The organism is Sphingomonas sp. Leaf231 (assembly GCF_001421995.1).
Taxonomy (GTDB): domain Bacteria; phylum Pseudomonadota; class Alphaproteobacteria; order Sphingomonadales; family Sphingomonadaceae; genus Sphingomonas.
In genome coordinates this window covers 50,405-77,136 of sequence record NZ_LMLS01000004.1, presented here as the reverse complement: position 1 = coordinate 77,136, position 26,732 = coordinate 50,405, and the positions used below count along the sequence as shown (strand labels likewise).

Below are 26,732 nucleotides of genomic sequence, written 5' to 3'. Positions count from 1 at the left end.
GGGCGGCACGTCGACACGCCGCCCGGCAGCTCGCCGCTACCGCGTCGGATCGATCAGATACTTTTCGCCGGTCGCCTTGCGCTCATAGGCGCGCAGTACGTCGGGGCTCAGCGCCTCGTGCAGGCCGATCGTCGCGGTGTAGTTGCTGGCGAAGGTGGTGGTCAGTTCGTCGGCGATGCGCCGCCGCATCCGCCCGGCAACCTCCGCTCCGGCCTTTTGCAGCCACGGGAACAGCAGGAACCCCTCCACGCTCCACTGGAACCCGAACGCCAGCCGGTTCAGCGTCGTCGGCCCGGTATCCAGCGCGCCGTACACATACAATTGCTTGAAGGTGTTCGAGCCGTAGCGGCTGTATTCCGCCGCGGTCCGGTTCGCGGCCTGCTCCATCGCCTGCAGGATGTCGCTGCCCAGCGATCCGCCGCCGATCGCGTCGAAGGCGATCGTCGCACCGACTTCCGCGCAGGCGTCCGCCAGCCGGGTGCGGAAATCATCGTCCTTGCTGTTCAGCACGTGCGTCGCGCCGATCCCGCGCAGGATCGCCGCCTGTTCGGGGCTGCGCACGATGTTGACCAGCGGGATACCGTCGGCAAGGCAGATGCGCTGGAGCATCTGCCCCAGGTTCGACGCGGCCGCGGTATGAACGATCGCCTTGTGCCCCTCCATTCGAGTGGTCTCGACGAACGCGAGCGCGGTCAGCGGGTTGACGAACATCGCCGCCCCGTCCGCCGCCGTGGCTCCCTCCGGCAGCGGCACGACGTCGCGCAGCTTGATCGTCCGATATTGCGCGAACATCGCGCCACCGATCATCCCCACCTTTCGCCCGATCAGGTCCTGTCCCTGCGTGCCGGCGGCGAGCACTGTACCCGCACCCTCGTTACCGACCGGGAGCGACTGCCCGATCCGCGCACGCACCCCGCCGATCCGCGCGGCCTGCACCTGGAAACGCAGCGCCGGGCGCTCGGACGTGCCGACTTCCTCCAGCGTGGTGACATCGGCGGGCCCGAGCAGCAGCCCGAGGTCCGAGGGATTGATGGGGGCCGCCTCGATCCGCACGACCACTTCGTCATCGGCGGGCGCGCCGTGCGTCACTTCCTCCAGGCTCAGCGTCAGCTTGCCTTCGGCATCGACCATGGACCGTAGTTCCAGCCCCGTGACGTCGCTCATCATCGTCTCCTGCAATCCTGACCGCAGGCATGAAACCGGCGGCATGCAGGGTCAAATCCGTTCTCAACTGCTTCGATCCGCGCTACCGGGATTCGATGTTCGACCTCGACGCCTATTCCGCCCGTATAGACCTGCCTGCGCGTCCCACCCGCGACGCCGCCGGCCTCGCACGGATCCAGCACGCGCACCGGCTGGCGATCCCGTTCGAGAATCTCGACGTGCGGCTTGGCAGGCGTATCGCGATCGACAGCGCGGCAGTGGCGGCCAAGCTGGTGACCGCCCGGCGCGGAGGTTATTGTTTCGAGCAGAATCGGTTGCTGCTCGATGCGTTGGCGGCCTTTGGCTTCACCGCGCGGCCCTTGCTGGCGCGGGTGTGGCTGAGTGCCGCCGAGGTGCCGCCGCTCACGCATACGCTGTCGCTGGTGATGATCGACGGCCAGCAATGGATCGCCGACGCGGGGTTCGGCGGCAGCTACGCGCCGGTCATGCCGCTTGCGGAGGGGGCGGAGGGCGAGGCGCCCGACGGCGCGCGCTTTCGCCTGACGCAGGACGATGAGCGGGCGGGTGAGGGCGGCTGGCTGCTGCTGCGCGATGGCGATGCCGCGACCACTGATGGTCGTGGTGCCGGCGCGGGTTGGCAACCGCAATATTCCTTCACCCTCGTCGAGGTGCATGACAGCGACCTGGCGATGGGCAATCACTGGTCGATGACCGCGCCCTCCAGCCGGTTCACGAACGTTACGGTGGCCAGCATCATCCTGCCGCGCGGCTTCGCGACGCTGACCGACCGCAATTATCGCCGTCGCGCCGCAGAGACGATCGCCGAGGCCGAGATTACCGATCCGCGCGTGTACCGGATGCGGTTGAGCATGATGTTCGGCGTCGACCTGAGCGCGGCGGAGGTCGAGGCACTTGGATTGTTCGACGGGGCGACGCGGCCGTAGGAACGCTTCAGCTTCGATATTCACGCGTCCGAATTCAGCTATCAAGCCACTGATCTTTCTTGGGCGGCTGCGGCGATGTTGTCATGAATGAAAGGCAAGTCGTTCGTAAATGAAGGAAATTGGCGGCGTGCTTTGGTGGTCGGTCGATTTCTCTGCGGCTGGCAAATGACGGAGTAATGGCTATGCTGTGAATGGGGTGCCGTTCCGAGCCATCCATGAGAATCAGGAGAGTGTCTGTGAGTGTCGCTTGCTGTTCCCACCCGTCGCGTCGGCACGTCATGGGCGGCGTCGCCGGCAGTGCACTGCTCGCCGGTATCGCGGCGCCTGCGCTGGCCGAAGCGGCCGCAACCGCGCCCGCTGCTGCCACGCTGCAGCCGTTCGACATGCGCGACGTGGACCTGCACGACGGGCCGTTTCTCCATGCCCAGCGCCAGACCGAGGCGTATCTGCTGCGGCTCAAGCCCGACCGGCTGCTGCACAATTTTCGAGTGAATGCAGGGCTTAAGCCCAAGGCAGCGGTATATGGCGGCTGGGAATCGGAGCCGCTGTGGGACGAGATCAACTGCCACGGGCATACGCTCGGTCATTATCTGTCCGGCTGCGCGCTGGCGTACAGCGCCACCGGCGACCGGCGCTACCGCAAGCGGATCGACTATATCGCGGGAGAGCTGGCGGCGTGCCAGAAGGCGGCGGACAGCGGGCTGGTCTGCGCGTTTCCGAAGGGGGCGGCGCTGATCGCTGCGCACCTGCGCGGTGAGCCGATCACGGGGGTGCCGTGGTACACGCTCCACAAGATCTATGCCGGATTGCGCGACGCCACGCTGTTGGCGGACAGCGATGCGTCGCGTGCGGTGCTGTTGCGGCTGGCGGATTGGGGTGTAGTGGCGACGAAGTCATTGTCCGACGCACAGTTCGAGGACATGCTGACCACCGAATATGGCGGCATGAACGAAGTCTATGCCGATCTGTTCGTCATGACCGGCAACACCGATTATCAGGTGCTTGCCCAGCGTTTTTCACAAAAAGCAGTGCTCGCGCCGCTGGTGAAGGCACAGGACCGTCTGGACGGGATGCATGCCAATACGCAGATCCCCAAGATCATCGGCTTCCAGCGCGTGGCGGAGACTGGCGGTGACGAAAGCTACCACGCCGCGGCCGAATTCTTCTGGAAGACGGTGGCGCTGACCCGCGCGTTCGCCACCGGCGGGCACGGCGACAACGAACATTTCTTTGCGATGGCCGATTTCGACAAGCACGTGTTTTCGGCGAAGGGATCGGAAACATGCTGCCAACACAACATGTTGAAGCTGACGCGAATGCTGTTCCTCCACGATCCGCGTGCCGAATACGCAGACTATTACGAACGCACGCTCTATAACGGCATCCTGGCCTCCCAGGATCCGGACACCGGCATGGCAACCTATTTCCAGGGCGCGAAGCCGGGATATATGAAGCTATATCATACACCTGAGGACTCGTTCTGGTGCTGCACCGGCACCGGTATGGAGAACCACGTCAAGTATCGTGATTCGATCTACTTCCACGACGATCGACAGCTGTACGTGAATTTGTTCGTGCCATCCGCGCTCCGCTGGAAGCAGCAGGGGGTGGTCGTGAAGCAGATAACCTCGTTTCCCGAGCGTGCCGGGACGCGGCTTCGCTGGTCCGCCGAGCGCCCGGTCGCCATCGCGCTGAAGCTGCGGCATCCGCGCTGGAGCCGGACCGCGACGGTGCTGGTCAACGGCCGGGAGGCGGCGCGGTCGATCGATCCGGGCAGCTATGTGACGATCGACCGGACGTGGGCCGACGGGGACGAGGTGGAATTGCGACTGGTGATGGAGCCGGTGGCGGAACATGCCCCGGCCGCGCCGGAGATCGTCGCCTTCACCTACGGGCCGCTGGTGCTGGCGGGTGCACTGGGCGCGCAGGGGCTGGCGCCGGGCGCGGACATCATCGTCAACGAGCGCAAGTACGGCGAGTATAACGACGCCCCTGTCGCCGTGCCGGTGCTGGCGGGCGATGCCGACGTGCTGGCGCGCAGCATCCGTGCGGGTGACCAGCCGCTGGAGTTCACGATCGCGGCGCAGGATGGCACGCCGGTCAAGCTGGTGCCGTACCACCGGATCGCGCACGAGCGGTATGCGACATATTGGAAGCTGGCCCCGGCGGCGGTGGCGTAGCGCGTTCGTCGGCGAGACGGCGGCGACCGTTGCGGTCAGGGACCGTGCGGTTTCGCCGCGTTGGCGGTGACGGGAGGGCGCGCAGCCTCCCAGCCGGTTCGTTTCGCGCGCCGGTAGGTCCGCCGCGTTCGGGTGCCGGCGCGGTGGATCGGCCCACCGCGCGCGGCTTGGCGGATGTCGTCAGCGAGCGGTGGACATCGAATAAGGCCGGGCGGCGCGCGGCTTTCCCCATGCCTTGTTCGGCGTGCTAGCCATCGTGAAGCGCAATTCGCCGCCGGCCCGCACCTCCGCGTCGCGCAAATAGGTGCGGGTGAGCGGGGTGCCGTTGAGCGTCACGGTGCGGACGTAGCGATTGGCGTCGGATAGCCCGTCGGCGACGACCGTGAACGACTTGCCGCCGGGCAGGCGAAGCTGCGCGCGCGAGACGAACGGGCGACCGATCACATATTCGTTGCTGCCGGGCGCGACCGGATAGAAACCGAGCGCGGTAAAGACCAGCCATGCCGACATCTGTCCGAGATCGTCGTTCCCGCTGAGGCCGTCCGGGCTGGCGTTATACTGGCTCGCGACGATCTGCGTCAGGCGTTCCTGCGTCCGCCACGGCGCGCCGGCATAGCCGTAGAGGTAGGCGACGTGGTGGCTGGGTTCGTTGCCATGGATATATTGACCGATCAGCCCCGCGATATCCTCCGCATGGCTATAGTCCAGCGTGGACATGTCATAGTCGAACATTGCATCCAGCTTGGCGATCGTCTTCGCATCGCCACCGAGCAGCCGGAACAATCCGGCCTGATCCTGCGGCATGAACCAGCTATATTGCCATGCATTCCCCTCGGTATAATCCGAGCCGTAGTTGATTGCGGTCGGATCGAACGGCGTGCGGTACGTCCCGTCGCTGCGTCGCGCGCGCAGCCAGCCGGTCTTCGCATCGAAGCTGTTGCGCCAGTTGGCGGCGCGTCGTTCGAACCGGGCGGCGACGTCGGTGCGGCCCAGCGCGCGCGCCATCCGCGCGATCGTCCAGTCGTCATAGGCATATTCGACCGTCTTCGATGCCGCTTCCGGCTCGCGATCGATCGGGACATAGCCGAGCTTCATGTAATCGCCGAGCCCGCCATAAGGCGCATAGTCGGCGCTGGCGATCATCGCGTCGAGCGCGGCACCGGCATCGAAGCCGCCGATACCCTTCATATACGCGTCGGCGATCACCGGCACCGCGTGATAGCCGATCATCGTCCACGTCTCACGCCCGGCGAACTGCCAGACGGGCAGGATGCCGTGCGGGCTATGGCGTTGGCTGGCGATCAGCGAATTGACCACGTCGCTGGTGGTCCGCTCCGGCTGGACCAGCGTGAGCAACGGGTGCTGCGCGCGGAACGTGTCCCACAGCGAAAAGGTCGAACGTTGCGTATAGCCCTGCGCCAGATGGACCTGATCGTCGGGGCCACGCCAGCGTCCATCGGCGTCGCTCCACACGCCGGGCGCGATCAGGCTGTGGTACAGGGCGGTGGCAACGATCGTCTTCATCGGCGCGGGCGCTTCGAGTGCGACGGCACCCAGCGCCTCGCCCCACGCCGCCTGCGTGCGGGCGCGGACCGCATCGAAGTCGCCGGGTTCGGCCGCCAGGTTGGCGATCGCCCCCGCCTCGTCGACGCCGGACAGCGCGACCTTCACCTCCAGCGGGCGGTCTGGCGTGCCGAAGTCGAGCCGTGCCTCCAATGCGCGGCCGAGCTTCTCGACGAGCGCGTCGCTGCCGCGTCCGGGGGGTGCGAAACCCTTGTAGGTCACGTCGGCATCGCGATCGACCAGCGCGTGCCCGGTCAGCGGCGCGGAAAAGCGCATCGCGAAGTATAACTTGCGCCCCGGTGCCCAGCCACGCGTCTCGCGGAAGCCGGTCAGCATGCCATCGGGGTGCATGTGCAGGCCGGACCACAGGATCTTGCCGGGATAATCGTAGAGCGAGGAGCGGAGGTCGACGACCAGATGCGCGGCCTTGCCCGCGGGAAAGGCGTAGCGATGCACGCCGACGCGGGTGCCCGCGGTCAGTTCGGCGCGCACCTGTGGCCCGTCCAGCGTGACGGCGTAGTAACCGGGCGTGGCGCGTTCCGCCGCATGCGAAAAGCGCGAGCGATAGCCGGGCGCGGCGACCGTGCCGGGATCCATCGGCACCGTGTCCCCGGATACCGGCATCACCAGCAGGTCGCCGAGATCGGAATGGCCCGCGCCGGAGAAATGCGTGTGGCTGAAACCCTGGATGGTCGGGTCGTCGTGGCGGTAGCCGGCGGCATGGCCATAACATTCGCGGATCACGCAGGACGTGTCGGTATCGGGCGACAATTGCACCATGCCGAACGGTGCGACCGCGCCCGGAAAGGTATGGCCTTCGCCGCCGGTGCCGATGAACGGATCGACTGCCGCGATCGTGTCCGCGACCTGAGCAGCGACGGGGGCCGTGACGATCGCGAGCATCGCCGCGCCGCAGGCCGAGAGGCGGAGTGTCCGTCGCAAGGCTCCGGTCCGCTTATTGCTCATCACGCCTCTCCCTGAAGATCGTTATCGTTTGGCCTGCCATTGCTATGGGCCAAGTGGCTGTAAATAAAACACCATTTTTGTTAATTCGCCGCAAGCGCGAATGCGGGCCTGCCGCGTGTGCGCGTTCCGGGAAGGCGCGCCAGCACCGCTTGTGCAGATAAGTCGACATACCAGCTTACGGGGCCGGGTGAAGGTGCCAACCACCCTGAGCAAATAACCCTACCACTACCTAGGTTAAGTATATACATTTATAAGACTTTTTTAGCCCAAACAATTGACAAAGTGCTTTCATTATTGCGACATGGAACCAAGTCGCCGGGATGGCACGGCCGGAAAAAAGGTCGTGGCCGCCACCGAAAAATCGGTGCGGATCGCGCGCGGCGTCACAGGGAGCCGGCATGGGGCAGCGACCCCGGCCGGGATCGGGAGAGGTTCTATGTCCGTTCGTCATCGTGGACCCGCGCCTTCGGCGCGTCGTTTGATGCCGCTGCTGCTCGCCACCGCCGGGCTGAGCATCGCCGCCACCGCGCAGGCGCAGGAAACCTCGCCTTCCACCGCGCCCGCCGTCGCCCCTGATTCGACCACCGCCACCACCACCGTGCCCGAGAGCAACGTCGGCACCGCGCAGGACGCGGGCGTCGCGCCGGCCGGCGATGCGGCGGCGGGCGACATCGTCGTCACCGGATACCGCCGCTCGATCGAGGAAAGCCTGAGCCGCAAGCGCGAGGCCAATGCCTTCGTCGACGTCATCACCGCCGAGGACATCGGCAAGTTCCCCGACAAGAACGTCGCGGATTCGTTGCAGCGCGTGCCGGGCATCATCATCGACCGCGACGGCGGCGAAGGATCGCGCGTCAGCATCCGTGGTCTGCAGTCGGACCTGACGCTGACGCAGCTTAACGGCAATTTCATCGCGTCGGCGGACGACAACGAGCCGTCGCGGTCGTTCAACTACCTGTTGCTGCCGTCGAACATGATCGGCAGCGTCGACGTGTTCAAATCGCCCGAGGCGCGGCTGGACGAAGGCGGCGTCGGTGGCACGATCATCCTGCACACGCGTCGTCCGCTCGACCTGAAATCGCTGAGCGGTTTCGTGTCGGTCGAGGGCACCTATGCCGATGTGACCGACAAGGTGCAGCCGCAGATCGGCGGGCAGCTGTCGTGGAAGAACCCGGACGAGACGCTCGGCTTCCTGGTCGGCGCGACCTATCAGGAGCGCACGGTGCGCGATCACCGCGCGGCGGCGTCGAGCTGGAACTGGTGGACGTACGACCGGAACAAGAAGCCCGCGGTCGATGTGAACGGCAATACGTTCGAGAATGACGACGCGGTTTCCTACTGGCCGGAGAACACGGGTGCGACCACCCAGTCGAACCAGGTCTTCGACGGCTATTGGGCGCCGCAGCAGGTCAGCCAGACGATCACCGAGCAGAACCGCAAGCGGCTCGGCATCCAGGCGACCGCGCAGATGAAGCCGTTCGACGATTTCACCGTCACCGCGAACTACTTCCGCTTCCAGGTCGACGACGATTTCGTCAGCAACGGCATCCAGATCCCGGAATGGGGATATGGCAATTTCTTCTCGGGCGCGACGCTCGACAAGAGTGGCACGATCTTCCAGTCGGCGCAGTTCCAGGTGCCGCCCGACGGCACCGGCTGTCGCGTGCAGGTCGGCAACCAGCCGCCGTGCACGATGGAGACGCCGCAGATCTTCGGCACGTACAGCCGCGAGAAGTCGGTTTCGAACACGTTCGACGTCGAGGGTGCGTTCAAGCGCGACCGGTTCGAGGCGGTGTTCAAGCTGGGCAAGACCCGCGCGACCGGCGGCCCCTCCGCGCGGTTCAGCGTGGCGGCCAAGCCGCGCGTCGTGAACGGCATCGTCGGGATCAACGGCAACCAGTTCAGCGCCTGGAACTTTACCGATCAGTCGGCGAATTTCGAATTCTCGCCGGACCTTCAGGACAATATCAACAATGGCCTGACGCAGATCGACCTGGGTTCGACGAATTCGTCGTTCAACCGCAGCTCGATCCAGCAACGCTATGCCCAGCTCGATTTGACGCGGCGGTTCGAGACGTTTCTGGACTCGGTGCAGATCGGCGCGAAGTGGCGCGACGGGCAGGTCGACCGTTCGACGGGACGCAACGAATGGTATGCCGATCCGGCTACCCAGCTGCGGTATCAGGACACGGCGGGTGCCGCGACGACACGCCCGGGGTTCTTCTTCGACAAGCCGATCGGCAACATTGCCGGCGGGTTCAGTGGCAATGCCTTCCCCGGGATCAATTTCGGCAATTACCTCGGCTATCTGAACAGCACCTATGGCGATGCGGTGCGCGTCGATGAAACCGGCTTCGTCTATGGCATCGGGGAGCGGATCTGGGCGGGCTACGCGCAGGCGAACTTCAAGGCCGAGCGGTTTCGCGGCAATCTGGGGCTGCGCTACGTCAACACGCAGCAGACTGGCGTCACGTCGGACCGGTTGCAGCTGCTCAACGATTATTGCGTCAACGCGCCCGGCGGGCCGTTCGTGACGCCGCCCGCCGGCCCGGACGGCAATTGCAACACGCTGCCGCTGGCGCAGCGCGAGACGATCGTGAACACGCGACTGGACCAGACGCGGACGTACAGCGACTGGCTGCCCAGCGTGAACGCGTCGTTCGACGTCACCGACAACCTGCTGCTGCGCGGCGCGGTTGCCAAGGTGATCGCGCGCCCGGCGTTCACCAACCTCGGCTCGCAGCGCAACCTGACGTATCGCTCGCCCGAATATGCGTTCGACCGCCGCCAGTTCGGCGAACGCGAAGGCTGGTCCGGTTCGGGCGGCAACGGCGCGCTGAACCCGTTCAAGGCGTGGCAATACGACATCGGGCTGGAATGGTATTTCAAGCGCGGGTCGGTGCTGGGTGCGACGGCGTTCCGCAAGGACGTGTCTGACTTCATCGTGCCGCTGGTGCTGGACGTCACGCAGGTGGTCAACGGTTCGCCGCAGCTGATCCAGCCGTACAGCACCGTCGCCAACGGATCGAACGCGCGGTCGCAGGGTGTCGAGCTGTACGCGCAGCACACGCTGCCGTTCGGGCTGGGTGCGCAGGTGAACTTCACCTACAACGACACGTCGGTGGCGCAGATCACGCTGGAGGGTCAGAACGTCGGCAGCTCGCCGCTGGTCGGCAGCGCCAAGACGCAGATCAACGGATCCTTGTTCTACGAGAACGACCGCATGTTGCTGCGCGCGTCGTACAATCGCCGCGGCGAAGTGGTGCGCGGGTTGCAATCGGGGCTGAACGTCTATGACGATCCCTATGAGCAGATCGACCTCAACGCATCGTACAATCTGTTCGAGAATTTCGTGCTGAGCGCCTCGGTCATCAACCTGACCAAGTCCGAACAGCGCCAGCATCTGGGCAACGACACCGACGCGCGGTTCATCTCGAACGTGTATTCCGGTCGTCGCGCCTATGTCGGCGTGTCATACAAGTTCTGACGCACGACCGAAATCCTTCCCCCCCTGACGGGTGGTCGCCACGGCGGCCACCCGCTTTTTCGAAACGGGGCGGATCATCAGGAGACTTGCGGTGAACAGATGGGGTTTTGCGACCTTGGTCGCCGGTACGGCCATGCTCGCGACCGCCGCGGTGCACGCCGCCAACCCGATCGTGCCCGGCTGGTACGCCGACCCGGAGATCCGCATCTTCGCGGGCGAGTACTGGATCTACCCGACCTATTCCGACGATCCCGCCACCCCCGCGACGGCGTCGCGCTTCTCGGCGCGGCAGATCGAGGATCGCAAGCGGCGGATGGTGCGGCCATCCTATGCCAAGCAGACCTTCTTCGACGCCTTCTCCTCGCCCGACCTCGTGCACTGGACAAAGCATCGCCGCGTGCTGGATGTCGAGAACATCGCCTGGGCGTCCTATGCGATCTGGGCGCCGACGGCGATCGAGGCGGGCGGGCGCTATTACATCTTCTTCAGCGCCAACGACATCCAGAGCGACAAGGAATATGGCGGCATCGGGCTGGCGGTGAGCGACACGCCCGGCGGCCCGTTCAGGGATGCGCTGGGCAAGCCGCTGATCGGCGCCTTCCACAACGGCGCGCAGCCGATCGACCCGTTCGTGTTCCGCGACGACGACGGACAGGTGTATCTCTATTACGGCGGCTGGAAGCATTGTAATGTCGTGCGGCTGTCGGCGGACCTGAAGACGGTCGGCAAACACGCCGACGGCTCGACGTTCAAGGAGATCACGCCGCCCGGCTATGTCGAGGGATCGTTCGTCATCAAGCGGAAGGGCGTCTATTACCTGATGTGGTCGGAAGGCGGTTGGACCGGCCCCGACTATCGCGTCGCCTATGCCACGGGCACTTCCCCGGTCGGGCCGTTCACGAAGCGCGGCACGATCATGGCGCAGGACATGAAGGTCGCGCGCGGGGCGGGGCACCATTCGGTGGTGAACGTGCCGGGCACCGACGAATGGTACATCGTCTATCACCGCCGCCCGCTGGGCGACGACAAGGGCGAACATCGGCAGGTCGCGATCGAGCGGATGCGTTTCGCCGTCGATGGATCGATCGAGCCGGTCACGCTGACCAACACCGGCGTCACGACGCCCCGCCCGCTACGCTGAGAGGAACGACCGTTGAGCAAGAAGCCGATGCGCGGATGGATCGCGGCACTGTGCGCGGGGACGATGATCGCGACCCCGGCGCTGACCCTGGCGCAGGAAACGCCGGTTGCGGCGATCGACCTGGTCAACCCGCTGATGGGCACCGATTCCAGCTACGAGCTGTCCTATGGCAACACCTATCCGGCGATCGCGGTGCCGTTCGGCATGAACGCCTGGACGCCGGTGACCGGCAAGATGGGTGATGGCTGGGGCTATACGTACAGCGCGCACAAGATCAACGGCATCAAGCAGACGCACCAGCCCAGCCCGTGGATGAACGATTACGCCGCCTTCGCGCTGCTGCCGATGACCGGCGCGCTGAAGGTGAAGGAAGCGGACCGCGCGTCGTGGTTCAGCCACAAGGCGGAGGTCAGCACCGCTTACGGCTACAAGGTCTATCTCGCCGATTACGACGTGACCGCCGAGGTCGCGCCGACCGAACGCGCGGCGCATTTCCGCTTCACTTTCCCCAAGAGCGATCAGGCGCACGTGCTGCTCGACGGGTACGCCGGCGGGTCGATGGTGTCGGTGGACGTCAGGCGTCGGCGGATCACCGGCTATGTCCGCAACAATCACGGCGGGGTGCCGGGCAACTTCCGCAACTGGTTCGTCGCCGAGTTCGACCGCGACTTCACGGTGTCGCGCACCTTCGACGGCGCGGGCGCGGTGACGACGGGAACGCGCGCCGAGGGCGACCATGTCGGCGCGGTGGTGTCGTTCCGGACCCGCGCGGGCGAGCAGGTGGGCGTGCGCGTCGCGTCGTCGTTCATCAGCGCGGAGCAGGCACAACGCAATCTCGACCGCGAGATCGGGCGTGACGGCTTTGCGCAGACCCAGGCCAAGGCCAAGGCGGCGTGGACGCGCGAGCTGGACCGGATCGCGGTCGACGACTCCGACATCGACAATCGCCGCACCTTCTATTCGGCGCTGTGGCGGATGCTGCAATTCCCGCGGCAGTTCCACGAAGTCGATGCGAAGGGCCAGACCGTCCATTACAGCCCGTATGACGGGAAGGTGCACGCCGGGCCGCTGTATACCGATAACGGGTTCTGGGACACGTGGCGCGCGGTGTTCCCGTTCTTCGCGCTGATGTATCCCGAGCGTGACGGCGAGATCATGCAGGGGCTGGTCAACACGTACAAGGAATCCGGCTGGCTCCCCGAATGGGCGAGCCCCGGCCATCGCAGCGTGATGATCGGATCGAACTCGGCCAATCTGATCGCCGACGCGTATCTGAACGGTGTGCGCGGGTTCGACGTGAACACGCTGTACGAAGCGATGGTGAAGAACGCGACGACGTCGCAAGGGCGACCACGCGATGCCAAGGGCAAGGTGGTGTCGGCGGTCGGGCGCGAGGGCGTCGAGCTGTACAACCAGCTCGGCTATGTCCCGTACGATGTCGGCATCAACGAGAATGCGGCGCGCACGCTGGAATATGCCACCGCCGACTTCTCGCTGTCGCGGCTGGCCGCCGCGCTCGGCAAGCCCGACGACGCGCGCAAATATGCCGCGCAGGCGCAGAATTACCGCAAGCTGTTCGACGCGCAGAGCGGCTGGATGCGCGGGCGCAACCGCGACGGTTCGTGGTCGACGCCGTTCAGTCCGTACAAATGGGGCGACGCCTTCACCGAGGGCAATTCGATCCACTACAGCTGGTCGGTGATGCAGGACGTGCAGGGGCTGATCGACCTGATGGGCGGGCGCGAGAAGTTCGTCGCGCGGCTGGACTCGGTGTTCTCGACCCCGCCGATCTTTGACGACAGCTATTACGGGCAGGTGATCCACGAGATCCGCGAGATGCAGATCGTCGACATGGGCCAGTACGCGCATGGCAACCAGCCGATCCAGCACATGATCTACCTCTATGACTGGGCCGGCGCACCGTGGAAGGCGCAATTCCATGCGCGCGAGGTGATGCGCAAACTCTATTCCTCCGCGCCCGACGGCTATCCCGGCGACGAGGACAATGGCCAGACATCGGCATGGTACGTCTTCTCCGCGCTGGGCTTCTACCCGGTCACGCCGACGGTCGGGCAATATGCGATCGGCAGCCCGCTGTTCCGCAACGTGCGCGTGACGATGCCGGGCGGCAAGGTGCTGACGATCGAGGCGGTCAACAACGGCCGCGACAACGTGTACATCCAGTCCGCGACGCTGAACGGCGTGGCGCATGGCAGGCCGTGGCTGACGCGCGAGGCGTTGCAGGCCGGCGGTACGCTGCGCTTCGTGATGGGGCCGACGCCGAACAAGGCATGGGGCGCGGACAAGGGGGCGGCACCGTTCTCGATGAGCGCGCCGAAATGAAGGATGATGCGATGACGACCACCCGCCGCGAAGCGATCGCCGCTGCCGCCGGACTGGGGGCGGGGCTGGGGCTGGCCGGCGCGTTGCCGGCGGCGGCGCGCGCGCAAGCCCCGGCGGCGGGCAAGCCGGATCTGTTCGTCGGCACCGGCGGACACGGGCACACCTTCCCGGGGGCGACGCTGCCGTTCGGGATGGTGCAATTGTCGCCGGATACCGACAACACGCGCTGGGATGCCTGTTCGGGCTATCACCGCACCGATGGCTCGATCATGGGGTTCAGCCACACGCATCTGTCCGGCACCGGGATCGGGGACATGCTCGACGTGCTGGTGGTGCCGACGCGCGGTGCGTTGCGGCTGGTGCCCGGGCCGCTGAACGATCCCGACAAGGGCTATCGCCAGCGTTTTTCGGACGAGCATGCCGAGCCGGGATATTATCGCGTGCGGCTGGAATCGGGCGTGCTGGCGGAACTGACCGCGACCGAGCGCACCGGGTGGCACCGCTACACCTTCCCGAAAGGCGAGGGGCATGTGCTGGTCGATTTCGCGCACATGATCCTGGACGTGTGGGACAAGGGGACGCTGCTGGACGAAGCGTCGTTGCACCTCGACGACGACGGGTTGCTGACCGGCAGCCGGCGGGTGCATCGCTGGGCCAAGGGGCGGCGCATCCACTTCGCGATGCGGCTGTCGCGCAAGCCGGACCGGGTGGAGTTCTTCAGCGACGATCGCGCGGCGTCGAACGGGGTGAAGGGCGATCGGCTGAAGGTGGCGCTGTTCTTCGACGATGCCGGCGCCGCGCCGCTGCTGATCAAGACCGGGATCTCGGCGGTGGACGTCGCCGGCGCGAAGGCCGCGCTGACGACGGAGGCACCCGGCTGGAACTTCGATGCGACCGCGACCGCGGCGCGGCGCATATGGGGCAAGGAACTGGACGCGGTGCGCGTGACCGGCGGCACCCCGGCGCAGCGCACGATCATGGCGAGCGCGCTGTACCATTGCATGATGGGGCCGACGTCGTTCACCGACCGCGACGGGCGCTACGTCGGGCTGGACCGGCAGGTGCATCGGCTGCCCGCCGGCGAGAAGGCGTTCAGCGCCTATTCGCTGTGGGATACGTATCGCGCGCTCCACCCGCTGCTGACGCTGGTCAAGCCGGATCATGCCGCGCTGCTGACCCGCGATCTGGTGCGGCAGACCGCGGAAAGCCCGTATGGCGCGCCGACATGGCCGTTGCAGGGCGTGGAGACGGGCACGATGATCGGCTGGCACGCGGTGTCGGTGCTGGCCGAGGCGCATGCCAAGGGGATCAAGGCCGATTATGCCGCGGCATGGCCGAACATCCGGCGGCGCGCGTTCGACCGCGACTTCAAGGATTCGGACGCCTCCCTGGGGCGCGGCTGGTACATGGACCTCGGCTATGTGCCGGCCGACCGGACATGGGAATCGGTCAGCCGGACGCAGGAATATGCCTATGACGACTGGGCGGCGGCGGCGATCGCCGACGCGGTCGGTGCGACCGCGGACGCAGCGGCGCTGCGCAAGCGATCGGGTAATTGGCGCAACGTCATCGATCCGGCGATCGGCTTCGCCCGCCCGCGCTTCGCCGATGGCAGCTGGTGGAAGGAATACGACCCGATCCAGCTGGGGCACAAGCCGGACAAGCAGCGCGACTATACCGAGGCGAACGGCTGGCAGGCGACGTTCCTGAACCAGCACGATACCTATGGCATGATCGCGCATTTCGGCGGCGACCAGAAGTTTGTCGCGAAGCTGGACGCGCTGTTCACCGCGCCGTCGACGCTGCCGCGCAACGCGCCGCCCGACATCACCGGGCTGGTCGGTCAATATGCGCACGGTAACGAGCCGGACCAGCACGCCGCGTATCTCTACGCCTTCGCGGGCGCGCCGTGGAAGACGCAGGCGATGGTGCGGCGGCTGTGCACGGAGATGTACAAGGCCGACCCGGACGGCGTGATCGGCAACGACGATTGCGGGCAGATGAGCGCGTGGTTCGTGTTGTCGGCGCTGGGCTTCTATCCCGTCGATCCGGTCAGCGCGGTCTATGTGCTGGGGTCGCCGCTGTTCGACGTGGCGGACATGGCGCTGGGCGGCGGGCGGCGGCTGCGGGTGCGCGCGATCGGCAATGCGCCGGACCGACCCTATGTGCAGTCGGTGCGCTGGAACGGGCGGCCATGGACGCGCAACTGGATCGCGCACGCCGATCTGGCGAAGGGCGGCGAACTGGAGTTCACGATGGGGGACGCGCCGTCGCGCTTCGGCGTCGCGACGCCCGACCGGCCGCCGTCGTTCGGGCGCGGCGCGGGGTGAGGGGCGCGCGCGCGGCATTGGTATAGAATGCGACAACTTTCCGCTGTCCTCCGCGATCGTTCTGCGCCACCAGCGATCCGGTGAGGGAGGGTCCGGATGCACAAATGGTTTATCGCCGCCGCACTGGCGACGACGGGGGTTGCGGCGATGACGGCTGACGCGCAGGTGCCGCTGCCGCTGGAGCGCGTGTTCGCCGCACCCGACCTGGCCGGGCCGCAACCCCGCGCGCTGAAGCTGTCGCCGGACGGTGCGCTGCTGACCTTCCTGCGGGCACGCACCGACGACAAGGACCGGCTGGATCTGTGGGCGCGCGACACGACGACGGGCGCGGAGCGGATGCTGGTCGACAGCCTGAAGATCGGCACCGGCGCGGCGCTGTCCGAGGCGGAGAAGATGCAGCGCGAGCGGGCGCGGATCGGCGCGCTGAAGGGGATCGTCGCCTATGATTGGGCGGCGGACGGGCGCAGCCTGCTGGTGCCGCTCGACGGTGACCTGTACCTGGCGACGCTGGACGGGCAGGCGCGGCGGATCACCGACGTGCCCGGCGGCGTGCTCAATGCCGATGTCTCCCCGCGCGGCGGCTTCGTCAGCTATGTGCGCGACCAGAACGTCTGGGTGCAGCCGATCGCGGGCGGGGCGGCGCGCGCGCTGACCAGCGAGGGCCGGGGCACGGTCCATTTCGGCGAGGCCGAGTTCGTGGCGCAGGAGGAGATGCACCGCGACGAGGGGTATTGGTGGAGTCCCGACGACCGTTACCTTGCGGTGGAGCGGTTCGACGAAGCGCCGGTCAAGGTGTTCACCCGCGCCGCGATCGGCGCGACCGGCACCGCCATCTACGAACAGCGCTATCCCGCGGCCGGCACGCCGAACGTGCTGGTCGACCTGTACGTGATGCGCGCTGACGGATCGGGCAAGGTGAAGGTCGACCTCGGCGGCGATCCCGACATCTACCTGGCGCGGGTCGACTGGCTGCCCGACGGGTCGGCGTTGCTGGTCCAGCGCGAGAACCGCGCGCAGACGAAGCTGGACGTGCTGCGCGTCGACCCCGCGACCGGCAAGTCGACGATCCTCTTCACCGAGAATGCGCGCGCGAAGAGCTGGATCAACCTTTCCGACAGCTATCGCCTGATGGCGGATGGCGGGTTGTTGTGGCGGTCGGAGCGCGACGGCTTCGGGCATCTGTGGCGGTTGAAGGACGGGCGCTGGACGCAGCTGACGAAGGGCGACTGGGTGGTCACCGGGCTGGTCGCGGTCGATGAGGCGAAGGGGCGCGCCTATTTCACCGGCAACAAGGACGACGTGCTGGAGCAGCAGCTTTACGCGCTGGACCTGAAGCGCGGGGCGATCACGCGCCTGACCGAGCGCGGCTGGTACAACAGCGTCACCGCCGACGGCGCGGCGCAACGGTTCGTGGTGACCCGCTCCAACCCGGACCAGCCGCCGCAGACCTATCTGGCCGATGCGGACGGCAAGCGGCTGGCGTGGATCAACGAAAACCGCGTCGAGGGTGCGCATCCCTACGCGCCATATGTGGCCACGCATCAGCCGATGCGTTTCGGTACGATCAAGGCGGCGGACGGCACCACCGACCTGCATTGGCAGATGGTCACGCCCAGGCTGGAGCCGGGCAAGCGTTATCCGGTGTTCTTCCAGCATTATGGCGGGCCGGGATCGCAGGGCGTGGCGCGCAACTGGAAGAACCCGCTGATCCAGCATCTGGTCGGCAAGGGCTGGATCTATTTCGAGGTCGACAATCGCGGCACGCCCAACCGCGGCGTCGATTTCGAGAGCGCGATCTGGCACGCGATGGGCACCGTCGAGGTGGCGGACCAGCGCAAGGGTGCGGACTATCTGAAGACGCTCGACTTCGTCGATGCCGGGCGGATCGCGACGTTCGGCTGGTCGTACGGCGGGTATATGTCGCTCAAGATGATCGAGGCCGATCAGGGCGTCTATGCCGCGGCGATCTCCGGCGCGCCGGTGACCGACTGGCATCTGTACGACACGCATTATACCGAACGCTACATGGGCGATCCGCGCACCGACGGTATCGCCTATGATGCGTCGCGCGCGGTGATCGATCCGAAGAAGATCACCACGCCGATGCTGCTGATCCACGGCATGGCCGACGACAACGTGTTCCTCGACAATGCGACGAAGGTAGCGGCGGAGTTGCAGGCGGCGAACATGCCGTTCGACATGATGTTCTATCCCGGCAAGACGCATTCGGCATCGCGCGACATCCATGTGTGGACGACGATCGAGCGCTTTCTGGAACAGCATGTCGGCAGCGGCGCCAAGTAGAGGTTGCTGGCTTTTCGAAAATTGCGGCGCTAGGGCGCGGTCGCGACATGAAACGATAGCGCCGCGCGGACGGCGCGTGGGAAGGACTGATATGGGGTACCGGGTGGTGGTGGCTGGGGCCACGGGCAACGTCGGGCGCGAGATGGTCAACATCCTGGCCGAGCGGCAATTTCCCGCCGACGAGATCGCGGTGCTGGCATCGTCGCGTTCGGTGGGCGACCAGATCGAATATGGCGATATCGGTCGGATGCTGAAGGTCCAGAACATCGAGCATTTCGACCCCGCCGGCTGGGACATCGCGCTGTTCGCGATCGGCAGCGAGGCGACCGCCGTCTATGCGCCGAAGTTCGCGGCCGCAGGCTGCACGGTGATCGACAATTCGTCGCTGTACCGCATGGATCCGGACGTGCCGCTGATCGTGCCGGAGGTGAACCCGGACGCGATCGACGGCTATCGTGTGAAGAACATCATCGCCAACCCGAATTGTTCGACCGCGCAGATGGTGGTGGCGTTGAAGCCGTTGCACGACGCCGCGACGATCAAGCGCGTGGTGGTGGCGACGTATCAGTCGGTATCGGGCGCGGGCAAGATCGGCATGGACGAGCTGTTCGAGCAGAGCCGCAACATCTTCGTCGGCGACCCCGCCGAGCCCAGGAAGTTCACCAAACAGATCGCGTTCAACGTGATCCCGCACATCGACAGCTTTCTGGACGACGGATCGACCAAGGAAGAATGGAAGATGGTGGTCGAGACCAAGAAGATCCTCGGCGCCAAGATCAAGGTGACCGCGACGTGTGTGCGCGTGCCGGTGTTCGTCGGCCATTCGGAGGCGCTGAACATCGAGTTCGAGAACGAGATCTCGGCCGAAGAGGCGCAGAACATCCTGCGCGAGGCGCCGGGCGTGCTGCTGATCGACAAGCGTGAGGACGGCGGATACATCACGCCGGTCGAAAGCGCGGGCGACGACGCGACCTACGTCAGCCGCGTGCGTGAGGACCCGACCGTCGACAACGGGCTGGTGCTGTGGTGCGTCAGCGACAATCTGCGCAAGGGTGCGGCGCTGAACGCGGTGCAGATCGCCGAATTGCTGGGACGGCGTCACCTGAAGAAGGCCGACGAGACCGGCGACGAGGATTTCCAGGCGGTGCTGACCGCCGACTGACCGGGCGCGCGTCACCCCGGCGCAGGGCCGGGGTGACGGATGCGCGGGCTGTATCCGGCAGCATCTTCGACCCGGAAGGCGGTACGTTCGGCCCGGGCGGCCGGCTCAATTGCCGGTGTAGCGACCGGGCCGGTGCCACGCGATCAGGATGCCGCTGATCGCAGCGGACGATACCGCCGACCAGCCGACGCGTTCGGCTGGGAGGAACGCCAGCGCGGTCAGCAGGATCAGCGTGTCGATCGCGATCTGCGTGCGGCCGGCGTTCCAGCCGCGCCGCTTTTGCAGCCACAGGGTGACGACCCCGGTGCCGCCGATCCCGGCATGGTGCCGCGCCAGCGCCAGCGCGCCGAACCCGATCACCGATCCGCCCGCCAGCGCGGCGAACGCCGGATCGATGTGCGAGATCGTCAGGCCGAGGCGCGTCCACGTTCCCAGCCCGGCGACGCCAAGGCCAACCGCGACGGTGCGGAGCGTGAAACGTCGGCCCATCGCCTTCCACGCCAGCCACATGAAAGGCAGGTTGATGAGCGTGAACAACACGCCACTGGGCAACGGAACGGCATAGGAGATCAGCAGCGCGATCCCCGCCGTTCCGCCGGTCACCAGCCCGGCGGCGTGAAGCAGCGCAAGGCCGAGGACGACCAGAATGCAGCCGAGCGTCAGCGCATAGGCATCCTCGATCGCCGAATGGGGGAGGGGTTCAGCATCGTTCACGCCCAAATCCCTAATCGCGTCCGCCGCTTGCTGCAATGCAGCATCGGCGGCGGTGGACGTGTGAAGGCGTGATCGCTAAATCGGCGCGATGATCCGCACGATGACCGGAGGCTGCCAGTGCGGCGGCGTGCGCTACAGCGTCGATGTCACCGACGAAGACTCGTATCTGTGCCATTGCCGCATGTGCCAGCGCGCGACCGGCGGAGTGTTCGCCGCGCTGAAGCAGGTGCCGCGCGGCGCGGTACGCTGGGTCACGCGCGAGCCGGACCGACGCGCATCTTCGGAGATCGCGGTGCGCGGCTTCTGCGCGGCGTGCGGAACGCCGCTGACCTACGAAGGCCATGGTTCCGATCAGATGGACCTGACCGTCGGCAGTTTCGACGAGGCGGATCGCCTGCGCCCGGTCGGACATTTCGGCGTCGAAAGCCGGCATCAGGCGTGGTGCGATACCCGGAACCTGCCGGACAAGCGTACCGACGAACTCCCCAATATTGTTGGCAAGTGGATGGAAACGCGTGGCAAGCTCCCCGATTGAACCACGCTTCTTCGACAGTTTCGATGGGCGGCGGATCGCCTGGCGCGAAATGGGCGAGGGGCGGCCGGTGGTGTTGATCCACGGCTTCTTTTCCGACGCGCACACCAACTGGATCAAGTTCGGCCATGCCGCCGCCATCGCGGCGCGCGGCTTCCGGGTCATCATGCCCGATCTGCGCGCACACGGAGACAGCGCATGCCCGCACGAGGCGGACGCCTATCCGCCCGACGCGCTGACCCGCGACGGCCATGCGTTGATCGCGCATCTTGGCCTTACCGATTATGATCTGGGCGGTTATTCGCTGGGCGCGCGTACCGTCGTGCGGATGCTGGCGACCGGCGCGACGCCGCGGCGGGCGGTGATCGCCGGGATGGGGCTGGACGGGATCGTCCGGGCCGACCGTCGCGCAGGACATTTCCGCAACATCCTGACCAACCTTGGCAAACACGAACGCGGCAGCCCGGAATGGATGGCCGAGGCGTTTCTGAAGACCACCGGGGGCGATCCGGTGGCGTTGCTCGGCATTATCGACACGTTCGTCGAGACGCCGGCCGAGTTACTCGACACGATCGTGCTGCCGGTGCTGGTGGTGTGCGGCAAGGACGACGACGACAATGGCTCGGCTCCGGCGCTGGCCGATGCACTGCCGCAGGCGCGCTTTGTCGAGGTGCCTGGCAACCACATGAGTTCGGTGACGAAACCCGAACTTGGGCAGGCGATCGCGGACTTTCTGGACTAGGCGTTCGGGCTCCCACATCGGATCGCTGCGCCGGATATGATCCGGCCCAGGGCTTCTGTTCCCGCCCGGCGAAGATCGCGGGACACCGGATCGCGTCCGCGGTGACGATCGGCGGAGGGGCTGGTTTTCTCCCGGAGGTCCGACGGCCGATCGATATCAGCCCGTCACCCCGTGCGGCAGCCAGAGAAAAATCCGCCTTGACGTGCGAGCGCGGGTCGCCCGAACAGGCGGATCATCTTCATCGCCGAGCGGCCCCGTAAGAAGCGCCGAGGCGCTGGCTGGTGCACACCGTCCGCCAGTCGCGGCAACTACCCTGGCACGGTATCCGCGACGGTCGGTCGGCGACCGACCGATCCGGCGTCACGCCTTGTCGGGGATCGTGTTCTCGTCCGCGATCCCGGCGGCAAACGACTTCGACGAATCCTTGCCGTCGGGCTGGTGCGCCTTCTTGGCGGTGTCGGGTGCGGGCAGACGCGGCGATTTCGGCGTCGAGCCGCGCAACGTCAGCAACGCCGCGGTGGCTGCCGCTCCGATCGCGGCCACGCCGCCGGCGATCGCCGCCGCGCCCCATTTGCCCCCGACCTTGTCGATCGCCGAACCGCTGCGCGACGCCGCCTTGCGCGCGGTGGAGGAACGCGGCTTGGCAGTGGTCGTGCGGGTACGCTTGGCCGCTGGCTTCTTCGCAGGCACCGCCCCGCTTTCCGCAGCCTTCGGCGACTTCGTCTTGGTCGCGCGCGGGCTGGCCGCCTTGGGGGCGGCGGCCTTGCGCGGGGCGCGACGGCGCGGAGTCGCTGGGGTCGCCGGCGGGGTGTCGGTCGAGTCGTCGGCCATGATCTGCTCCCTTATCGTTGCGTGACGATGATTTCGGGGGCGAAACGCATGGATGCCGCAGTGTTTCCGCGCCCTCAGCGAAACGGCGGCTCGTTGAAGGCACGCAGCTTGCGGCTGTGCAGCTTCGCACCCTCCCTCCGCAGTTCCTCGCACGTCTCGATGCCGATCCGCATATGCTCGCTGATCGCGCGTTCGTAGAAGCGGTTGGCCTGTCCCGGCAGCTTCAGTTCGCCGTGCAGCGGCTTGTCCGACACGCATAGCAACGTGCCGTAGGGGACGCGGAAGCGATAGCCCTGTGCGGCGATCGTCGCCGACTCCATGTCGATCGCCACCGCGCGGCTGAGCGAGAAGCGCAACGCGGACCGGGCGTAGCGCAATTCCCAGTTGCGATCGTCGGTGGTGACGATCGTACCGGTGCGCAGCCGACGCTTGAGTTCGTCGCCGCTCTGCCCCGACACCGTTTCGGCGGCGCGCGCCAGCGCCTGTTGCACCTCGGCGATCGCGGGCACCGGAATCTCGGGCGGGAGCATGTCGTCCAGCACATGGTCGTCGCGCAGGTAGGCGTGCGCCAGAACGTAGTCGCCGATCCGCTGCGACGGGCGCAGCCCACCGCAATGGCCGATCATCACCCACGCCTCCGGCCGCATCACCGCAAGATGGTCGCAGATCGTCTTGGCGTTCGACGGGCCCACGCCGATGTTGACCAGCGTGATGCCGGTGCGGTCGTCGGCCATCAGGTGATAGGCGGGCATCTGCAACCGCCGCCACGCGCTGTCGTCCAGCATCGCGGGGTCGTCGCCAGCCTTGAAAAGCACGCCGCCCGGGCCGGACAGCGCGGTGAAGCGGCCGCCCTCGCCGACCTGTTGCGCGCCCCAGCGGACGAATTCGTCGACGTAGCGATGGTAGTTGGTGAACAGCACGTAGCGCTGGACATGTTCGGGCGGGGTGCCGGTGTAATGCCGCAGCCGCGCCAGGCTGAAGTCGGTGCGCAACCCGTCGAACAGGGCGAGCGGGCGCGTGCCGTCGATCGACGCCCACAGGCCGTCGGCGATCTCGTCACCGATGAACGCCAGTTCGGTCGTAGGGAAGAAGCGCGCCAGCTCGGCGGCGGAGGTTGCGTCCAGGCTGAGCGCGTGGCCCGCATCGATCACATAGGGATAGGGGATCTCCTGCGTGCCGGGAACCGCCGTGACCTCGACGTCGTAATCCTCGATCAGCAGCGTCAGTTGCTCGACCAGATAATCGGCGAACACCGCCGGTTTGGTTACGCTGATGCGATAATCGCCGGGGCTTACCAGCCGCCCGAACGAGCGCATCGGGGTGGGGCGGCCATCGCCGCCGACGAACCGCAGCCGTATTTCGGGATAGGCGAACGAGCCGTCGCTGCGCGTGGCGCGGTCCGGCACGATGCCATCGGCGATATAGGCGGTGATCGCCGCCTTCAGTCGATCGACCGACGCGGTGTAGAGGCGGTCGAGTTCGCGGACGAGGTCGTTGGCTGTCATGTCCGACGGTTACATAGTCGCCGTGCATGCGGCAAGCCGCCCCGCCGCATGCACGGCGGGGCGATCGGGATCAGAGGGTTTCGAGCAGGTGGTCGGCGGAGCTGACGCGGAACTCGCCCGGCTCCTCGACGAACAACGATTCGACGACGCCGTCGTTGACGACCATCGCGTACCGCTGGCTGCGGCGGCCCATGCCGAACTTGGTGCCATCCATGTCGAGGCCCAGCGCGGTGGCGAAATCGGCGTTGCCATCGGCGAGCATCGTCACGCCCTTCGCATCGCTGGCCCTGGCCCACGCCTCCAGCACGAACGGGTCGTTGACCGCGGTGCAGGCGATCTCGTCCACGCCCCTGGCCTTCAGTGCGTCCGCCTTTTCGACGAAGCCGGGCAAGTGCTTGGCCGAGCAGGTCGGCGTGTACGCGCCGGGTACGGCGAACAGAGCGACGCGACGGCCCTTGAAATAGCTGGCGGTATCGACCGGCTCGCGCCCGTCGGCGGTCAGACGGGTCAGCTGGACCGAGGGAAGGGAATCGCCGATGCCGATGGTCATGAACGTAACTCCGGTTAGGGTATCTGCCAGCGATGGCGACGCCCGCCGGCAATTTCAAGCTTTGGCAAGCGCGGTGCGAGCGCCTAGATCGGAGGCATGGAGCAAGCGACCTTCCTGACCGGCCAGTTCCTGCTCGCGATGCCGGGCATCGGCGATCCGCGGTTCGAGCATTCGGTGATCGCGATCTGCAGCCACGATGCCGAGGGCGCGCTGGGCGTCGGCGTGGGCGCGGTCGTCAACGGCCTGGGCCTGCACGAGGTGCTGGAGCAGCTGGAGATCGCGCCGGGCGAGGCGCCCGACGCACCCGTGCATTATGGCGGGCCGGTCGAGCCGCGACGCGGCTTCGTACTGCATTCGGCGGACTGGGGCGGGCAGGACACGATCGACGTCGCGGGGCGCTGGCGATTGTCCGGCACGCTGGACGTGCTGCGCGCGATCGCTTCGGGAAAGGGGCCGTCGAAATGGCTGGTGGCGCTGGGTTACGCCGGCTGGGGCGCAGGTCAGCTGGAAACCGAACTGACGCGCCACGGCTGGCTGAACGTGCCGGACACGCCGGACATGCTGTTCGACACGCCGGTGAACGAGCGGTGGACGCGTGGCTTCGTAGCCGCCGGCGTGGACCCGCGATTGCTGTCCAGCCAGAGCGGGCACAGCTGACGGGTCGATCCGCGGCGCGGCGGGGCCGGAAGGCGGCCGATCACATATAAAGATACCTTTATATTTGCTCCGGACGCGTATCGCGGCTAAGGCGCGCGGATGCCGATCGGTGTGCCTGCACGCCTTGGTCGGCCTCAACAGACTGGAGACATCGCCGTGGCAACCGCCCCCGTGATCGAGAAGAACGACTACGTCATCAAGGACATCGGCCTGGCCGATTTCGGCCGCGCGGAAATCGCGATCGCCGAGACGGAGATGCCCGGCCTGATGGCGCTGCGTGAGGAATTCGGTGCGTCGCAGCCGTTGAAGGGCGCGCGCATCACCGGATCGCTGCACATGACGATCCAGACAGCGGTGCTGATCGAAACGCTGACCGCGCTGGGCGCCGACGTGCGCTGGGCGACCTGCAACATCTATTCGACCCAGGATCACGCCGCGGCGGCGATCGCGGCGGCGGGTATCCCGGTGTTCGCGGTAAAGGGTGAGACGCTCGCCGATTACTGGGATTACGTCGGCGACATCTTCAACTGGGGTGCCGATACGGACGGCCAGACCGCCAACATCATCCTCGACGACGGCGGCGATGCGACGATGTTCGCGCTGTGGGGCGCCAAGCTGGAAGCGGGTGCGACCTTCGGCGAGCCGGAGAACGAGGAAGAGGTCGAGTTCCAGCGTTCGGTCAAGGCGTTCATCGCCAAGTATCCGGGTTACCTGACCGAGACGGTCAAGAACCTGAAGGGCGTGTCGGAAGAGACCACCACCGGCGTCCATCGCCTGTACGAGATCGCGAAGAAGGGCGAGCTGCCGTTCCCCGCGATCAACGTCAACGACTCGGTGACCAAGTCGAAGTTCGACAATCTGTACGGCTGCAAGGAATCGCTGGTCGACGCGATCCGTCGCGCCACCGACGTGATGCTGGCCGGCAAGGTCGCCTGCGTCGCCGGTTTCGGTGACGTCGGCAAGGGCTCGGCGCAGTCGCTGCGTAACGGCGGCGCGCGCGTGATGGTGACCGAGGTCGATCCGATCTGCGCATTGCAGGCCGCGATGGAAGGCTTCGAGGTCGTCACGATGGACGAGGCGGTGAAGCGCGCGGACATCTTCTGCACCGCGACCGGCAACGCCGACGTCATCACCGCCGATCACATGAAGGCGATGAAGCCGATGGCGATCGTCTGCAACATCGGCCACTTCGACAGCGAGATCCAGATCGCGGCGCTCAGCAACTACGAATGGTCGGAAGTGAAGCCGGGCACCGATCTGGTGAAGTTCCCGGACGGCAAGCAGATCATCATCCTGGCCAAGGGCCGGCTGGTGAACCTGGGCTGCGCGACCGGCCACCCGTCGTTCGTGATGTCGGCATCGTTCACCAACCAGACGCTGGCGCAGATCGAACTGTGGACCAAGTCCGAGAACTACAAGAACGAGGTCTACGTCCTGCCCAAGCACCTCGACGAAAAGGTCGCGGCGCTGCACCTGGACAAGCTGGGCGTCCAGCTGTCGAAGCTGACCGCCAAGCAGGCCAGCTACATCGGCGTTCCGGTGGAAGGCCCGTTCAAGCCGGATCACTACCGCTATTGATCGTTCCCCAACGGTGACGATTGCAGAAGGGCGGGGCCG

The 26,732-nt window shown here is 66.4% G+C and carries 18 protein-coding genes; 12 read left to right on the top strand and 6 right to left on the bottom strand.

Going from position 1 to position 26,732, the window contains the following annotated elements:
• Nucleotides 1-36: 36 nt before the first annotated feature.
• Nucleotides 37-1,164 carry a zinc-binding dehydrogenase gene (locus tag ASE95_RS13370; protein ID WP_056637736.1) on the bottom strand — a complete coding sequence of 376 codons (1,128 nt, stop codon included), beginning with the start codon at nucleotides 1,162-1,164 and terminating at the stop codon, nucleotides 37-39.
• Between the two features lie 95 nt (nucleotides 1,165-1,259).
• Between ASE95_RS13370 and ASE95_RS13365 the strand changes: the two genes are divergently transcribed.
• Nucleotides 1,260-2,108: an arylamine N-acetyltransferase family protein gene (locus ASE95_RS13365; protein ID WP_056637733.1), complete on the top strand. Its 849-nt coding sequence runs from the start codon at nucleotides 1,260-1,262 to the stop codon at nucleotides 2,106-2,108.
• Between the two features lie 278 nt (nucleotides 2,109-2,386).
• The gene (locus ASE95_RS13360) at nucleotides 2,387-4,288 is read left to right on the top strand and encodes a beta-L-arabinofuranosidase domain-containing protein (protein WP_156348041.1); all 1,902 of its coding nucleotides are present in this window, start codon (nucleotides 2,387-2,389) and stop codon (nucleotides 4,286-4,288) included.
• A gap of 180 nt (nucleotides 4,289-4,468) precedes the next feature.
• Here ASE95_RS13360 and ASE95_RS13355 read toward each other — a convergent pair whose 3' ends face one another.
• Nucleotides 4,469-6,817, bottom strand: coding sequence for a GH92 family glycosyl hydrolase (locus ASE95_RS13355; RefSeq protein ID WP_056637131.1), 2,349 nt, complete (start codon nucleotides 6,815-6,817; stop codon nucleotides 4,469-4,471).
• 481 nt (nucleotides 6,818-7,298) lie between these two features.
• Here ASE95_RS13355 and ASE95_RS13350 point away from each other — a divergent pair, with 481 nt between their 5' ends.
• From ASE95_RS13350 to ASE95_RS13325, 6 genes are all read left to right on the top strand, one after another.
• Nucleotides 7,299-10,304, top strand: a complete 3,006-nt coding sequence (locus ASE95_RS13350) for a TonB-dependent receptor (protein ID WP_235528325.1) — start codon at nucleotides 7,299-7,301, stop codon at nucleotides 10,302-10,304.
• A 91-nt stretch (nucleotides 10,305-10,395) separates the two neighbouring features.
• Nucleotides 10,396-11,445: a glycoside hydrolase family 43 protein gene (locus ASE95_RS13345; protein WP_235528324.1), complete on the top strand. Its 1,050-nt coding sequence runs from the start codon at nucleotides 10,396-10,398 to the stop codon at nucleotides 11,443-11,445.
• Between the two features lie 63 nt (nucleotides 11,446-11,508).
• On the top strand, nucleotides 11,509-13,788 hold the full coding sequence (locus ASE95_RS13340) for a GH92 family glycosyl hydrolase (RefSeq protein WP_235528332.1): 2,280 nt from the start codon (nucleotides 11,509-11,511) through the stop codon (nucleotides 13,786-13,788).
• Between the two features lie 11 nt (nucleotides 13,789-13,799).
• Nucleotides 13,800-16,118, top strand: coding sequence for a GH92 family glycosyl hydrolase (locus ASE95_RS13335; protein ID WP_056637723.1), 2,319 nt, complete (start codon nucleotides 13,800-13,802; stop codon nucleotides 16,116-16,118).
• Nucleotides 16,119-16,214: 96 nt separating this feature from the next.
• Entirely contained in the window at nucleotides 16,215-18,422 is a 2,208-nt protein-coding gene (locus tag ASE95_RS13330; protein WP_056637125.1) for a S9 family peptidase, read from the top strand.
• 91 nt (nucleotides 18,423-18,513) lie between these two features.
• Nucleotides 18,514-19,584, top strand: a complete 1,071-nt coding sequence (locus tag ASE95_RS13325) for an aspartate-semialdehyde dehydrogenase (protein WP_056637122.1) — start codon at nucleotides 18,514-18,516, stop codon at nucleotides 19,582-19,584.
• 105 nt (nucleotides 19,585-19,689) lie between these two features.
• Here the strand turns inward: ASE95_RS13325 and ASE95_RS13320 are convergent, their stop codons facing one another.
• Nucleotides 19,690-20,298, bottom strand: a complete 609-nt coding sequence (locus ASE95_RS13320) for a YitT family protein (protein WP_235528323.1) — start codon at nucleotides 20,296-20,298, stop codon at nucleotides 19,690-19,692.
• 88 nt (nucleotides 20,299-20,386) lie between these two features.
• Between ASE95_RS13320 and ASE95_RS13315 the strand changes: the two genes are divergently transcribed.
• The gene (locus ASE95_RS13315) at nucleotides 20,387-20,833 is read left to right on the top strand and encodes a GFA family protein (protein ID WP_056637115.1); all 447 of its coding nucleotides are present in this window, start codon (nucleotides 20,387-20,389) and stop codon (nucleotides 20,831-20,833) included.
• Complete coding sequence (locus ASE95_RS13310) at nucleotides 20,814-21,572, top strand: alpha/beta fold hydrolase (protein WP_056637112.1); 759 nt, start codon at nucleotides 20,814-20,816, stop codon at nucleotides 21,570-21,572. The genes ASE95_RS13315 and ASE95_RS13310 overlap by 20 nt, the downstream gene beginning before the upstream one ends.
• Before the next feature lie 360 nt (nucleotides 21,573-21,932).
• Here ASE95_RS13310 and ASE95_RS13305 read toward each other — a convergent pair whose 3' ends face one another.
• The 3 genes from ASE95_RS13305 to ASE95_RS13295 all read right to left on the bottom strand — a co-directional run bounded on the left by ASE95_RS13305 (nucleotide 21,933) and on the right by ASE95_RS13295 (nucleotide 24,458).
• Nucleotides 21,933-22,403, bottom strand: a complete 471-nt coding sequence (locus tag ASE95_RS13305; protein WP_082450141.1) for a hypothetical protein — start codon at nucleotides 22,401-22,403, stop codon at nucleotides 21,933-21,935.
• A gap of 74 nt (nucleotides 22,404-22,477) precedes the next feature.
• Complete coding sequence (locus ASE95_RS13300; protein WP_056637109.1) at nucleotides 22,478-23,908, bottom strand: AMP nucleosidase; 1,431 nt, start codon at nucleotides 23,906-23,908, stop codon at nucleotides 22,478-22,480.
• A gap of 70 nt (nucleotides 23,909-23,978) precedes the next feature.
• Nucleotides 23,979-24,458 carry a peroxiredoxin gene (locus ASE95_RS13295; protein ID WP_056637106.1) on the bottom strand — a complete coding sequence of 160 codons (480 nt, stop codon included), beginning with the start codon at nucleotides 24,456-24,458 and terminating at the stop codon, nucleotides 23,979-23,981.
• A 96-nt stretch (nucleotides 24,459-24,554) separates the two neighbouring features.
• On the opposite strand from ASE95_RS13295, the gene ASE95_RS13290 reads away from it, so the two are divergent.
• Nucleotides 24,555-25,115 carry a YqgE/AlgH family protein gene (locus ASE95_RS13290; protein ID WP_056637103.1) on the top strand — a complete coding sequence of 187 codons (561 nt, stop codon included), beginning with the start codon at nucleotides 24,555-24,557 and terminating at the stop codon, nucleotides 25,113-25,115.
• Nucleotides 25,116-25,265: 150 nt separating this feature from the next.
• A complete protein-coding gene (ahcY, locus tag ASE95_RS13285) occupies nucleotides 25,266-26,693 on the top strand; it encodes an adenosylhomocysteinase (protein WP_443025464.1) in 1,428 nt (475 codons plus the stop codon).
• The last annotated feature ends 39 nt before the right edge of the window (nucleotides 26,694-26,732 follow it).

Excerpts from the sequence above, each read along its gene's own strand:
- ASE95_RS13330 (WP_056637125.1), top strand. The coding sequence starts at position 16,215 with ATGCACAAATGGTTTATCGCCGCCGCACTGGCGACGACGGGGGTTGCG.
- ASE95_RS13300 (WP_056637109.1), bottom strand. The coding sequence starts at position 23,908 with ATGACAGCCAACGACCTCGTCCGCGAACTCGACCGCCTCTACACCGCG.
- ASE95_RS13305 (WP_082450141.1), bottom strand. The coding sequence starts at position 22,403 with ATGGCCGACGACTCGACCGACACCCCGCCGGCGACCCCAGCGACTCCG.
- ASE95_RS13315 (WP_056637115.1), top strand. The coding sequence starts at position 20,387 with ATGATCCGCACGATGACCGGAGGCTGCCAGTGCGGCGGCGTGCGCTAC.
- ASE95_RS13340 (WP_235528332.1), top strand. The coding sequence starts at position 11,509 with ATGATCGCGACCCCGGCGCTGACCCTGGCGCAGGAAACGCCGGTTGCG.
- ASE95_RS13350 (WP_235528325.1), top strand. The coding sequence starts at position 7,299 with ATGCCGCTGCTGCTCGCCACCGCCGGGCTGAGCATCGCCGCCACCGCG.
- ASE95_RS13335 (WP_056637723.1), top strand. The coding sequence starts at position 13,800 with ATGACGACCACCCGCCGCGAAGCGATCGCCGCTGCCGCCGGACTGGGG.
- ASE95_RS13295 (WP_056637106.1), bottom strand. The coding sequence starts at position 24,458 with ATGACCATCGGCATCGGCGATTCCCTTCCCTCGGTCCAGCTGACCCGT.
- ASE95_RS13290 (WP_056637103.1), top strand. The coding sequence starts at position 24,555 with ATGGAGCAAGCGACCTTCCTGACCGGCCAGTTCCTGCTCGCGATGCCG.
- ASE95_RS13360 (WP_156348041.1), top strand. The coding sequence starts at position 2,387 with ATGGGCGGCGTCGCCGGCAGTGCACTGCTCGCCGGTATCGCGGCGCCT.
- ASE95_RS13325 (WP_056637122.1), top strand. The coding sequence starts at position 18,514 with ATGGGGTACCGGGTGGTGGTGGCTGGGGCCACGGGCAACGTCGGGCGC.
- ASE95_RS13365 (WP_056637733.1), top strand. The coding sequence starts at position 1,260 with ATGTTCGACCTCGACGCCTATTCCGCCCGTATAGACCTGCCTGCGCGT.
- ASE95_RS13370 (WP_056637736.1), bottom strand. The coding sequence starts at position 1,164 with ATGAGCGACGTCACGGGGCTGGAACTACGGTCCATGGTCGATGCCGAA.
- ASE95_RS13355 (WP_056637131.1), bottom strand. The coding sequence starts at position 6,817 with ATGAGCAATAAGCGGACCGGAGCCTTGCGACGGACACTCCGCCTCTCG.